This is a genomic window from Parasedimentitalea denitrificans (assembly GCF_011813015.1).
Lineage (GTDB): Bacteria > Pseudomonadota > Alphaproteobacteria > Rhodobacterales > Rhodobacteraceae > Parasedimentitalea > Parasedimentitalea denitrificans.
In genome coordinates, this window is sequence record NZ_QHLQ01000007.1 from 37866 (window position 1) to 50388 (window position 12523).

General features: G+C 56.0%; 9 protein-coding genes. 3 read left to right on the forward strand and 6 right to left on the reverse strand.

Going from position 1 to position 12523, the window contains the following annotated elements; genetic code table 11:
- Nucleotides 1–155: 155 nt before the first annotated feature.
- Nucleotides 156–2441, reverse strand: coding sequence for an adenosylcobalamin-dependent ribonucleoside-diphosphate reductase (locus DL239_RS08980; protein ID WP_167683671.1), 2286 nt, complete (start codon nt 2439–2441; stop codon nt 156–158).
- Between the two features lie 186 nt (nt 2442–2627).
- On the opposite strand from DL239_RS08980, the gene DL239_RS08985 reads away from it, so the two are divergent.
- Nucleotides 2628–3059 (forward strand): DUF1489 family protein, encoded by a 432-nt coding sequence (locus tag DL239_RS08985; RefSeq protein WP_167683672.1) that lies wholly within the window; start codon nt 2628–2630, stop codon nt 3057–3059.
- 80 nt (nt 3060–3139) lie between these two features.
- On the opposite strand, the gene hisG is transcribed toward DL239_RS08985, so the two are convergent.
- Genes hisG through hisS form a run of 3 tightly spaced genes read right to left on the reverse strand, consistent with a single transcriptional unit; the run spans nt 3140 to nt 6413 of the window.
- Nucleotides 3140–3838: an ATP phosphoribosyltransferase gene (gene hisG / locus DL239_RS08990; RefSeq protein WP_167683673.1), complete on the reverse strand. Its 699-nt coding sequence runs from the start codon at nt 3836–3838 to the stop codon at nt 3140–3142.
- Nucleotides 3835–4923 carry an ATP phosphoribosyltransferase regulatory subunit gene (locus DL239_RS08995; RefSeq protein ID WP_167683674.1) on the reverse strand — a complete coding sequence of 363 codons (1089 nt, stop codon included), beginning with the start codon at nt 4921–4923 and terminating at the stop codon, nt 3835–3837. Before DL239_RS08995 ends, hisG begins: the two co-directional genes overlap by 4 nt.
- Nucleotides 4923–6413, reverse strand: coding sequence for a histidine--tRNA ligase (gene hisS, locus DL239_RS09000; RefSeq protein ID WP_167683675.1), 1491 nt, complete (start codon nt 6411–6413; stop codon nt 4923–4925). The genes DL239_RS08995 and hisS overlap by 1 nt, the downstream gene beginning before the upstream one ends.
- Nucleotides 6414–6645: 232 nt before the next feature.
- Here hisS and DL239_RS09005 point away from each other — a divergent pair, with 232 nt between their 5' ends.
- Together DL239_RS09005 and DL239_RS09010 are read left to right on the forward strand one after the other, a co-directional pair.
- Nucleotides 6646–6840 (forward strand): SlyX family protein, encoded by a 195-nt coding sequence (locus tag DL239_RS09005; protein WP_167683676.1) that lies wholly within the window; start codon nt 6646–6648, stop codon nt 6838–6840.
- Nucleotides 6841–6968: 128 nt separating this feature from the next.
- Nucleotides 6969–7595, forward strand: coding sequence for a hypothetical protein (locus tag DL239_RS09010; RefSeq protein ID WP_167683677.1), 627 nt, complete (start codon nt 6969–6971; stop codon nt 7593–7595).
- Between the two features lie 121 nt (nt 7596–7716).
- On the opposite strand, the gene DL239_RS09015 is transcribed toward DL239_RS09010, so the two are convergent.
- Both DL239_RS09015 and dnaE read right to left on the reverse strand, forming a co-directional pair.
- Nucleotides 7717–8148: a nuclear transport factor 2 family protein gene (locus DL239_RS09015; protein WP_167683678.1), complete on the reverse strand. Its 432-nt coding sequence runs from the start codon at nt 8146–8148 to the stop codon at nt 7717–7719.
- Between the two features lie 624 nt (nt 8149–8772).
- On the reverse strand, nt 8773–12285 hold the full coding sequence (dnaE, locus tag DL239_RS09020) for a DNA polymerase III subunit alpha (RefSeq protein WP_167683679.1): 3513 nt from the start codon (nt 12283–12285) through the stop codon (nt 8773–8775).
- Between the last annotated feature and the right edge of the window lie 238 nt (nt 12286–12523).

Genomic DNA, 12523 nt, shown 5'->3' on the forward strand with positions numbered 1-12523 from the left:
CTTCTGGAAAACAACAAGGGCGATACCTCACGGCATCGCCCTTTCTTCATTACTAATGCCGAACTTCAGCCTTGATCCATGTCCGGTTCAAAAAACCGTCTTTTGTCGCAAAGACGTAATCCCAATGTCGGACGACACTCTAGCGACCCAAACCGTTAGCCGCACTTAGAATGACCGCAGCTGCGACAGGTCATGCAGCCTTCGACCATCTGCAAGTCATACTGGCCACAGCTTGGGCAGGCTTTGCCGCGCGGCGCGCCCAAGTTCACTACTTCGGCGGTTGGGTCAGACTTCAGCCCCATGCCCTCGCCTTCGATAAAGCCAGTGTTGATCATATGCGTTTCGATCACACCACCAATCGCAGCCAGGATCGACGGGATGTATTTGCCCTGCACCCAAGCGCCACCGCGCGGATCAAACACCGCCTTCAGCTCTTCAACCACAAAGGACACGTCACCGCCACGACGGAACACAGCCGAAATCATCCGGGTCAGCGCCAGCGTCCAGGCATAGTGCTCCATGTTCTTGGAGTTGATGAAGACCTCAAACGGGCGGCGATGGCCGTTCAGCAGGATATCGTTGATCGTCAGATAGATCGCGTGCTCGGAATCCGGCCATTTCAGCTTATAGGTATGCCCCTCCAAGCTCTGCGGACGGTCCAGCGGTTCGGACATGTAAACGACCTCGGCGCTGTCACTTTGATGCGGCGCATCTGCGGTTTCACCCGGTGCCTTGTCCGACTCTTCCGACACAGTCAGAACCGATCCGGTCACATCGTTTGGACGATAGGTGGTACAACCTTTACAGCCCTGATCCCAGGCCTGCATGTAAACTTCCTTGAATTCATCAAAAGAGATGTCTTCTGGGCAGTTGATGGTTTTGGAGATCGAACTGTCGATCCATTTCTGCGCGGCGGCCTGCATTTTAACGTGGTCTGCCGGGGCTAACGTCTGAGCGTTGACAAAATAGCTCGGCAGCTTGGCATCGGCGCCATATTTCTCACGGTACATCTGCACCGCGTAATCCACCACTTCCTCTTCGGTGCGGCTGCCGTCTTTTTGCAGAACCTTGCGGGTATAGGCATAGGCAAACACCGGCTCGATTCCCGAGGACACATTGCCCGCATACAACGAGATTGTGCCGGTAGGCGCGATCGAGGTCAGCAACGCGTTGCGGATGCCGTGCTCGCGGATGGCGTCGCGCACATCGTCATCCATGTTCATCATGTTGCCCGATGATAGGTACGCCTCGGCATCAAACAGTGGGAACGGTCCCTTCTCCTTGGCCAAGTCCACCGACGCCAGATACGCGGCGCGGGCGATCGCTTTGAACCAAGCTTCGGTCTGACGCGCCGCCTCGTCCGAGCCATAACGCAGACCCAGCATCAGCAGAGCATCAGCCAGACCAGTCACGCCCAGCCCAATCCGGCGTTTGGCCTGGGCCTCAGCCTGTTGTTCAGGCAGTGGGAACTTTGACGCGTCCACGACGTTGTCCATCATCCGCACTGCGGTAGTGACCAGCTCCTGCATGGCGCTTTCGTCCATGGCGGCATTGCTTTCAAATGGATTGGCAACCAAACGCGCCATGTTGATTGAGCCCAGCAGGCAGGCACCATAGGGAGGCAGCGGTTGCTCTCCACATGGGTTGGTTGCCGCAATTTGCTCCACATAAGACAGGTTGTTGGCCTTGTTGATGCGATCAATGAAGATCACACCCGGCTCAGCATAATCATAGGTCGCCTGCATGATCTTGTTCCACAGATCACGGGCTTGAACCGTATGATACACTTTGTCCCCGAACTTCAGCTCAAACGAGCCGTCAGCTTTGACCGCATCCATGAAATCATCAGTGATCAGAACCGACATGTTGAACATGCGCAGGCGGGCAGAGTCAGACTTGGCAGTGATAAAATCCTCAATATCCGGATGATCACAGCGCATGGTCGCCATCATTGCCCCACGACGAGACCCAGCCGACATGATGGTGCGGCACATCGCGTCCCAGACATCCATGAACGACAGTGGACCAGATGCATCTGCCGCAACGCCCTTTACATCCGCGCCACGAGGGCGAATGGTCGAGAAATCATAGCCAATGCCGCCGCCCTGCTGCATGGTCAGCGCCGCTTCTTTGAGCATGTCAAAGATGCCCGCCATGCTGTCAGGAACTGTGCCCATTACGAAACAGTTGAACAGTGTCACCTGACGCGCAGTGCCCGCACCAGCAGTAATCCGGCCGGCTGGCAGATATTTAAAATCATCCAGCGCATTATAGAAAGTGTCTTCCCAAGCCGTTGGCTGCTCTTCTACCCGCGCCAGATCGCGAGCGATTCGGCGCCAGCTGTCTTCAACAGTTGCATCAATTGGGGTGCCATCCGCTTGCTTAAAGCGGTATTTCATATCCCAAATTTGCTCGGCGATGGGGGCAGCAAAGCGGCTCATATGTTGGTTTCCTTGAATCGTGAGGCGTCGTGAGTAGAGGCCTCGATACTCAGACGCTGCACATTTCTCAACGAGGAATTTGCGTCATTCTGTGTTTTTTTTGAGAGTGTACCACAATACCTTGTTTCCGAATAGACTTGAGATACAATATAAGGTCGTAACTATGGACGACTCTGTGGACTACCGGTGGATAACTTTGTGAACTTGATCAAGCTGTCGGTGGGCAGCGAAAACGTTGAAACTCTGACAGCCTGGCAAGAGACACGCCGCGCCCAAGCCAGCGATGGATTGGCGCGCCACGTCACCCGCATGTGGCCTAAACGCGAGCCCGAAATTATCGCAGGCGGGTCAATCTATTGGGTGATCAAGGGCAGCATCCAGTGCCGCCAACGCATCCTACGATTTGACGAGATAATCGGCGAAGACAGCATCCGCCGCTGTGCCTTTGTGCTGGATCCACAGGTCGTTCGCACTCACGCAGCCCTTCGGCGCCCATTCCAAGGTTGGCGTTATCTCAAACCCGAAGACAGCCCACCCGACCTGCGCGAAGGCGAATCGCAGCAAGACACCCTGCCGCCCGAATTGAATCAGGCCCTGGCAGAGATCGGGGTACTATGAGGCAGAACTTCTAGGCTAGTGTATTGCCCACATCAGTGATGGTCTGATGGTGCCCGGCAATGCCGGGCAAAACCCTGTGATCAGCTATCGCCGCGCAACAGCGCCAAAAGCTGCTTTAGCGTCTCTTTATCCTCGCTGGACATCGCCGCAACACGACTGCGCCAAAGCGTCGCCTGTGATTTAAGCACCGGCCCATCACTCAGGATCTTCAGGTGATTGGCGCGAAGGGTTTCCCCGGTCGACGTAATATCGGCCACCATCTCGGCGGTTTCATTCTTAACCGTGCCTTCCGTTGCGCCCTGACTGTCGACCAGCTGATAATCAGCCACGCCGCCATCGGTCAGAAACTCACGCACCAGCCGGTGATACTTGGTCGCGATCCGCAATCGGTGCCCGTGACGTATCCGAAAAGCAGCGGCCACAGCGTCAAGATCATCCAGCGTATCCACGTCGATCCAACACTGCGGCACCGCCAGGATCAGATCAGCCTGACCGAACCCCATAGCCTCGACCTGCTCGACCTGCTGTTCCCAGCGCGGCAGTTTTTCGTGCACCAGGTCGGTGCCGGTCACGCCCAAATGAATGCGCCCGGCAGCCAGCTCTCGTGGAATTTCGCCTGCAGACAGCAAGACCAGCTCGACCCCTTCAACGCCATCGACACGGCCAGCATATTCACGGTCAGAGCCAGTCCGCGACAGTGACACACCGCGTTTCTCGAACCAGTTAAAAGTCTTCTCCATCAGCCGCCCCTTGGACGGCACACCCAGCTTCAGGCTCATGATTGGGTCTCCTCAAGCATCAGCATCAGGTCGGGACGCAACACGCCACCAACAGCTGGAATTTCAGCCCCCTGCCCCAGCTGACGGGTCAGTGCATCATAGCGCCCACCGCTGGCAATCGGTGGCAAGTCCGGACGTGTCTCGGCATAAAAGCCAAACACAAATCCGTCGTAGTATTCCATTGATGTACGGCCATACGAGACTTCGAAATCAAGGCTCTCGACATCAACACCCCGCGCGGCCAGTGCCGCTGCGCGCGCTTCAAAACTATTCAATGCTTGTGAAATAGACGGCAAGTCCACCGCAATATCGCGCATCTGTTCTAGTGCGTAAGGCACGGTTTCACGCACGGCCATCAAGGCTTCCAGCGCCAGCAATTCCTTCTCAGCAATTGGTGGCAGAGCCGCATCTTCGCGTAGTGCTTCAATCCGTTCATCGATCTCGGCGCGACTACGCTTGCCAATCTCAACTGACGATCCTGTCAGAACACCATCTGTCGACAACAAAGCCTCGCGGGGCGCGGGCACCGATACTCGATGTGCATAGCGATCCAAAAGCGCCCGAAACCGCTTGGGCCGCCAGATGTGGCGCATCAGGGCAGCCTTGCGCCGGGCGCTTGTATTCAACCCCTGCACCGCCGCCATCAAGATACCAATATCACCCGTGGCCGCCCGCAGCTTCAGATCCCGCACCTGCAGCGCAAACAAGGCAAACACCTCAGCATCCGCCGCCGCTGGGTTGTCACGGTCAAAGACCTCATAGCCAACCTGCACATACTCATTGGCACGATCCGCGTCTATTTCCTGACGCCGGAACACTTCGCCCGAATAGGTATAACGCGCCGGTTCGGCCCCGTCGCGCATATGCATCTGCACTACAGGCACCGTGAAATCCGGGCGCAACATCTGCTCGCCACGCAGCGCATCAATTGTCACATATGCACGGGCACGGATGTCTTCGCCGTACAGGCCCAACAAGGTTCCAGCAGGTTGCAACAACGGCGGATCAACAACGCGGCCACCAGCGGCCTCAAACCCCATCCGCAGCCGGGCTGCGCGGGTTTGAATGTCAGAACGATTTGGCATCACTGATCCTGCCCATCCAGAATTTCACGCACCTTGGCTACCAGTTGGTCTCGCGGGACCTCAAACTGGCTGGGGCGTTCTTTCCATTCTTCCAGCGTGGCGCTTTCTGCAATCTTGGCACCTAGGATCAGATCCTTGATCTGCACCATGCCTTTTTCCTTCTCGTCGCCACCTTCGATCACAGCAATCGGAGAGTTCCGCTTGTCCGCATATTTCAGCTGATTGCCAAAGTTCTTTGGGTTGCCCAGATATACTTCCGCCCGGATACCGGCATTGCGCAACTCAGCCACCATCGCCTGATAATCCGCCATGCGTTTCTTATCCATAACCGTGACCACAACCGGCCCCTTGGGATCGGCAGTAATACGGCCCTTTTCACGCAGCGCAGCCAACAGACGGTCCACACCAATGGACAGGCCCGTGGCGGGCACTTCCTGCCCGGTAAAGCGTTTGACCAGATCGTCATAACGACCACCACCCGCCACAGATCCAAACTGCCGCTTGCGGCCTTTGTCGTCGAGGATTTCAAAGGTCAGCTCGGCCTCGTAAACCGGTCCAGTGTAGTAACCTAGGCCACGCACGACCGACGGATCAATCTCAATACGATCCGGGCCATAACCGCCTGCAGCCAGCAATTCGCCGATCTGCTCCAGCTCGGCAATGCCTTCAGCGCCGACCTTGCTGTCGCCAACCGCAGCACGCAGGTTGTCTAGCGTGCCAGCCGCATCCGCAGCCTTAGAGGTCAAAAAGGCAAGAACCGGTTCGGCCTGTTCGTCAGACAGCTCAACACCGTCAATATAGGCCCCCGACGCATCCAGCCGCCCCTTGGTCAGCAACTGCCGCACACCGGCCTCGCCCACCTTGTCGAACTTATCGATGGTACGCAGCACGTCATCTCGCTTGGGGTCATCAGCAGCAAGGCCCATGGCCTCCAACACGCCATTCAACACCTTGCGGTTATTGACCCGCACCAGATAATCACCGCGCGGAATACCAACGGTTTCCAGCACATCCGACAGCATCATGCAAATCTCAGCATCTGCCGCCATACTCGCGGTCCCAACAGTGTCCGCATCGCACTGGTAAAACTGGCGATAACGCCCCGGTCCTGGCTTCTCATTCCGCCAAACCGGCCCCATCGCAAAACGACGATACGGCGTCGGAAGATCATTGCGGTGCTGCGCATAGACACGCGCCAGTGGCGCCGTCAGGTCATAGCGCAACGCCATCCAGTCGCCGTTGTCTTTTTCGTCGAATTCTTGCCAGGCAAACACGCCCTCGTTGGGCCGATCCACGTCCGGCAGGAACTTGCCCAGCGCCTCGACCGTTTCAACGGCGGCACTTTCCAGCGCTTCAAAGCCATAGCGATGATAGACCCCGGCAATCGCATGCAGCATCTCGGTGCGCTGGGTGACCTCAGCGCCGAAATAGTCGCGGAAACCCTTTGGCGTCTGGGCCTTGGGGCGTGGGGCTTTCTTTTGCTTAGCCATGGATCATGGTCCCTTTGGGAGTGTTGTCGCCCGGCGGTCTAGCCCATGCATGTAACAGGAGCAAGGCAATGGCCGCACACCACCCCCTTAGCCTCCTGCATCCGCTCTTCATCTGGCCTCAAATATCCCCGCCGGAGGCCAGCCGGTTTTGCAAAAACCGGCATCCTTAAACGCCCCATGGACCAATTTGCCGCTTCAGATTATGACATAACCACAATCGCAGGAGAGCCCCATGCAAAACTTAGAAGAACAAATCGCCCACCTGACCCGCACGGTCGAGGAAATGAGCGATGTGGTGGCCAAACAACAGACCGAAATCGCGACCCTGACACGCCGGGTTCAAATGCTCATGCAGCGCGAAGCAGGCCGCGACCAGGACGCTGGCGGCAGTGCGACCTTTGGCAACGAACGTCCGCCACATTATTGACGTTCAAGTTACCACAATAGATTTTTCTTGATTCTGACACAGCATCACCGCAGCATCAGTCTTATTTTCCAGAGCTGGCGGTTTTGCCCAGCAAATTTTTAAATGCGAGTCATTCAAGGAGATGAGCCATGGCGCCATCAACTGCGAAATCTGACGACCCTGTAAAATTTGTCGGAGAGGCAATAGAGCAGCACCACGACCGCATGCTCAAGTTTTATAAATCCACTTGGAAGCGCGTGAAATCGTTCCTGAAACCGTTGCAGAAGTTCCTGAAGAATTTCATCGCCGGGACCAAAGATATGATCGCGACTGTGGGCAAGGAAGCCATCAACCGCATCACGTCAGCCATTCGCGCTATTCTAAAGGTGTTGGAACCCATCGACAAAGCGCTGCAAGACATGATTCTGCTGGGCAAACGTATTTTGGCGACCATCCGCAAGGAAATTGACAAGACCAAGCTCATCCGCGTTCTGAAAACCGTCGTGCGCAAGTATGTTGAGATCTTCAAAAAAGTCGTCAGTTTTATCGAAAACCTGTGGGACGATCTTGGCATTCTGGATGTCGCCTTGGCGGTGCTAAACAAGTTCCGTCTGGTTCTGAGCATGGTTTTTAACTGGTTTGACGAGGTCACAGGCATTCTGACCGCAATCAAAAAGGTCAAGGCTCAGCTAAAACGTGCAATCAAAACACTCCTAAAGGAACGTAAAAAGGCCATTCGCCTGGTCAAGGACGTGGCCAAGCTCAAAGTTCCGTGAACTGAGTTATAGCCAGTTTATCGATGCACCAAGGCCTCGGGCGTTGATAGAACACAGGTCGAGAAGACCGGCCTACTGGTCTTCTTTAAGGCTTGATTGACGAACTCAGGGACCTAGACCTCTAGGCCCAGCGGAGTTTTTGCCCAGTCAAACACGCCATCAATGCGTCACTTGGCAACTGCCCCAACTGCTCAAACAATGCAAAACCATCAAACTTGGTGGTCATCTCGATAATGCGGTCATCCTTGATCCGCGCCATCATCAGCCCACCTGCGCACACCGGTGTCACTCCACCCGGACCATCCGCCGTCATTTCATACTCGATGCTGCACCACTCCCCGTCTTCCAGACAGCGAGAAATGCTGAACCGCATCGGCCCAACCAAACGATGCATGATATTGACCAACTCCGGCAGCTCATTTCGCGGCGCAATAACGCCGTCAAACACCGTGTCACTGTCAACTTCCGGTGACAGCAATTCATCCAACGCCGCGGTATCGGCATCCTCCCAAACCCGGGAAAACCAGCTTTGCATAATTTCTAGTTTTGTCATGATCTCATAATTAGCATTCAACCTGCACCATTCAATTTCCTAGTCCTAAATTAGTCACACCTCACCCCCTAACACAGCCTTAATCGCCTATGAGAAAAACAGCTGCAACTAAACAAAGGTTCTGTTTTCAAGCCGTATACTCTCCAGCAAAACGTTTGCGTATCAACGTTAAGCATAGATCGCCTAAAGCATGATCACTGCCTGAAAATCTGGTTAAAAAAGCGCCAAATCACGTTTAACGAGCAAACCTATCACCACACCGATTGCGCTCACGCCGCAGAGCAGCATTGTGGGGCCATAAGGTGATCAGAAACAAACCATCCAATTTCTGTAACTGCTCACTCCTAAAAGAGACGGATTGCCTGCGTTGCCTCCTCCAGGCGCCTGCAATCAAACGAAGTCCGATAGGGAGTGGCTGGGCGGGGAACTGCCCAGCCACGCTTACAACATGTCAGTGAGCAGAAATCCAGCAGAGCACTAATCCCGGCTGTAGACCCAGAGAATCGCCTAAAATTGATACCCCGGCACCGCCGGGACGCTCCTGACCTTTCCCCCGGGAAGGCGCTCTGCACCTCCCCGGGGGAAAGGTCAGGAGCGTCCCTCAGTTGAACGAAGGCCCCCAGCCTAAATCTCTTCAACATCCTCCACGCCATCAAGCGATTTAATCGCACCTTTGATCTGCGGGTTGATCGGGAAGTACTGCCCCAAATCCAGTTCCACATCCCCTGGCAAAGTCGAGTCACGCAGGTACATCAGCACCTCGCCACGGCTGGCGTTCTTGGCTGCGGCGCGGGCCTCTTCCAGCACCGTCGCCACGGTCGCCACTGCGGCAGGTTCGGTCACATAAACCCGCAGACTGCTATTACCGGCATCAGCCACGGCAGCGTCAATGGGGCCGACAGATCGCGCCAGCAGTTTCAGTTGGTCGGCTTCCACCGTCGCCTCAACGGTCAGCACCACCTTGCCACCGGTCACCAGATGTTCGCGGCTCTTCTCTAGCGCTTCGGAAAACAGCGTAACCTCAAAACCGCCAGTGGTGTCCGACAGCTGGGAAAATGCAAACCGATTGCCACGTGCCGACTTGCGTTCCTGACATCCGGCAACAACCCCCGCCATCTTGGCCAGAAACGGGCCGCGCTTGGCCTTCTCCAGAACCTCATCCAGCGTCATTACGCCCTTACGTTTCAGCGCGGGCATATAGTCGTCCAGTGGGTGGCCCGACAGGTAAAAGCCAATCGCCTTGAATTCTTCGCTCAGCCGCTCGGCTGGCAACCAATCCGGTGTGCCCGACATCCGTGGTTCGGGCAGATCCTCACCCGCATCACCAAACAGCGACACCTGGTTGGAATTCTTCTGCTCATGGATCGCGTTCGAGTAGCTGACCAGTGGCTCTAGGCTATCAAACACTCGGCGGCGGTTCGGATCCAGCTGGTCAAAGGCCCCTGCCCGTGCCAGCATTTCCAGTGGCCGTTTACCGACCTTTTTCAAATCCACCCGACGGGCAAAATCATACAGGGTCGCAAAGGGTCGATCCTCACCATCAGCACGGCGCGCATCGGTCACCAACTTCATCGCCTCGACACCGACGTTCTTCAAGGCGCCCAGCGCATAGATCAACTCGCCGTTGATTACGTTGAACATCGCCTCGGATCGGTTCACGCAGGGCGGAATATAGGGCAGACCCAGCCCTTTTTTTACTTCTTCAAAAAACACCGCCAGCTTATCGGTCAGGTGAATATCGCAGTTCATCACCCCGCCCATGAACTCAACCGGGTGGTTCGCCTTTAGCCATCCGGTCTGATAGGACACCACCGCATAGGCCGCCGCGTGGGATTTGTTGAACCCGTAGTTGGCGAATTTTTCCAACAGATCGAAAACTTCCGAGGCCTTTTTCGGCGGCACGCCATTTTCGGCCGCGCCTTTTTCGAACTTGGGTCGTTCGGCGTCCATCGCCTCTTTGATCTTCTTACCCATCGCCCGGCGCAACAGGTCAGCACCACCCAGCGAATAGCCCGCCATAACCTGAGCAATCTGCATCACCTGTTCCTGGTAGATGATGATGCCCTGAGTTTCGGCCAGCAAATGGTCGATCAATGGATGCACCGAGGTGATCTCTTTCACCCCGTTCTTGACCTCGCAATAGGTCGGGATGTTCTCCATCGGACCGGGACGATACAGCGCCACCAGCGCCACGATGTCCTCGATACAGTTGGGCTTCATCCGCTTCAGCGCATCCATCATGCCGCTAGATTCCACCTGAAACACCGCCACCGTTTTGGCGGCTGCATAGAGCTTGTAGGTGGGGATATCGTCCAGTGGGATGGCGTTGATCTCGTTCACCGCGCCTTCGGGTGGATCATACAGCTGTGTGCCATCTGCGGCGATATGCAGATCACGCCCCTCGCCCTTGATCAGATCCACCGCACTTTGGATCACGGTCAGGGTCTTCAGACCCAAGAAGTCGAACTTGACCAGCCCGGCCTGTTCCACCCACTTCATATTGAACTGAGTGGCGGGCATGTCGGACCGAGGGTCGCGATACAGCGGCACCAACGCGTCTAACGGCCGGTCGCCAATCACCACCCCCGCCGCGTGGGTACCAGCCGAGCGCAACAGCCCCTCGACCTGCATACCGTATTTCAGCAGCCGGTCCACAACCTCTTCGTTGCGAGCCTCTTCCCGCAGCCGCGGCTCTTCCTTCAGGCTGTCCACAATCGACATCGGCTTGACGCCCTCGACAGGGATCAGTTTCGACAACCGGTCCACCTGTCCATAGGGCATTTGCAACACCCGCCCCATGTCGCGCACCGCCGCCTTGGACAGCAGCGCACCAAAGGTGATGATCTGCCCCACCTTGTCGCGCCCATATTTCTCCTGCACGTATTTGATCACCTCTTCGCGGCGATCCATGCAAAAGTCGATGTCGAAGTCGGGCATTGATACCCGTTCCGGGTTCAAAAAGCGTTCGAACAGTAGCGAATAGCGCAGCGGGTCAAGGTCGGTAATTGTCAGCGCATAGGCCACCAGCGACCCCGCACCCGAGCCCCGCCCCGGTCCCACCGGAATGTCGTGATCCTTGGCCCATTGGATAAAGTCGGCAACGATCAGGAAGTAGCCGGGAAAGCCCATGCCCTCAATAATACCCAGCTCAAAATCGAGCCGCTCTTGGTATTCCTCAACCGTTACAGCATGCGGGATCACCGACAGGCGTTTTTGCAGGCCTTCGTTGGCGATACGGCGCAGTTCGGCGACCTCGTCGTCGGCAAACTTGGGCAGGATCGGGTCACGTAGATAAGCCTTGAACGCACAGCGCTTAGCAATCTCTACCGTGTTCTCAATCGCCTCGGGCAGGTCAGCAAACAGCGTGACCATTTCCTCTTGGCTTTTGAAGTAGTGCTGCGCGGTCAACCGACGCCGGCCTTCGATCTGGTCAACATAGGCCCCTTCGGCGATACAGATCATCGCATCATGGGCCTCGTACATCTCGGTATTGGGGAAATAGACGTCATTGGTCGCGACCAGCGGTAGGTCCATCGCATAGGCCATCTCAATATGGCCGCGCTCGGTCAGCTGCTCCGCCTCGGGCTGGCCACCCTCGCCCGGATGGCGCTGCAGTTCTACATACAGCCGGTCTGGGAAAATCGCCTTTAACCGATCCATCAACTCTTGCGCAGCAGGTCGCTGTCCCATTTGCAGCAGCTGCCCAACTGGGCCGTTTGGTCCACCGGTCAGGCAGATAACCCCCCCGGAGTTAACCTCCAGCTCCTCCAGCGTCACATAAGGCAACTCACTCCCCTGCCGCATGTAAAGGCAAGAGTTCAGCTTCATCAGATGTTCATAGCCCGTCTCGTTCTGCGCCAAGAGCACCAAAGATGCGGGCGGTCTGGGCCGTTCCCCCGGTGCTGGATCGACAAAACGCAGGTCCACCTGACAACCGACGATCGGCTGCACCCCGGCGCCACTGGCCGATACCGAAAATTCCAACGCCGAGAACAGGTTGTTACTGTCCGTCACCGCAATCGCGGGCATGTCGTGCTTTTTGCACAAATCAGGCAGCTTTTTTAGCCGCAACGCCCCCTCTAGCAAAGAGTATTCGGTGTGCGTGCGCAGGTGAATGAATCGGGGAGAGCTGGTCATATCGCTAAGCTACCCCAATGCTATGACTGTGGGAAAGCTGATTATGAGCAGCCGCTTCCTGTTCTTTTTGAGTACCATCGGCGCCCATTGTTCTGATTTATTTGAAAGTCCTTTCATGGTCGAAATCACCACAATGGCCCTAGCTTGCTGAAAACAAACAGTTATGCATGCAAAAGTTAAATATTGGACACACCATACGAATTTAGTATTCAATCAACCCCGACGACTTTCGCTTGCC

What these genes read in the sequence shown, in the direction of transcription:
- DL239_RS08980 (WP_167683671.1), bottom strand. Translation starts at nt 2,441, where the DNA reads ATGAGCCGCTTTGCTGCCCCCATCGCCGAGCAAATTTGGGATATGAAA.
- hisG (WP_167683673.1), bottom strand. Translation starts at nt 3,838, where the DNA reads ATGAGCCTGAAGCTGGGTGTGCCGTCCAAGGGGCGGCTGATGGAGAAG.
- DL239_RS08995 (WP_167683674.1), bottom strand. Translation starts at nt 4,923, where the DNA reads ATGCCAAATCGTTCTGACATTCAAACCCGCGCAGCCCGGCTGCGGATG.
- hisS (WP_167683675.1), bottom strand. Translation starts at nt 6,413, where the DNA reads ATGGCTAAGCAAAAGAAAGCCCCACGCCCCAAGGCCCAGACGCCAAAG.
- DL239_RS09005 (WP_167683676.1), top strand. Translation starts at nt 6,646, where the DNA reads ATGCAAAACTTAGAAGAACAAATCGCCCACCTGACCCGCACGGTCGAG.
- DL239_RS09010 (WP_167683677.1), top strand. Translation starts at nt 6,969, where the DNA reads ATGGCGCCATCAACTGCGAAATCTGACGACCCTGTAAAATTTGTCGGA.
- DL239_RS09015 (WP_167683678.1), bottom strand. Translation starts at nt 8,148, where the DNA reads ATGACAAAACTAGAAATTATGCAAAGCTGGTTTTCCCGGGTTTGGGAG.
- dnaE (WP_167683679.1), bottom strand. Translation starts at nt 12,285, where the DNA reads ATGACCAGCTCTCCCCGATTCATTCACCTGCGCACGCACACCGAATAC.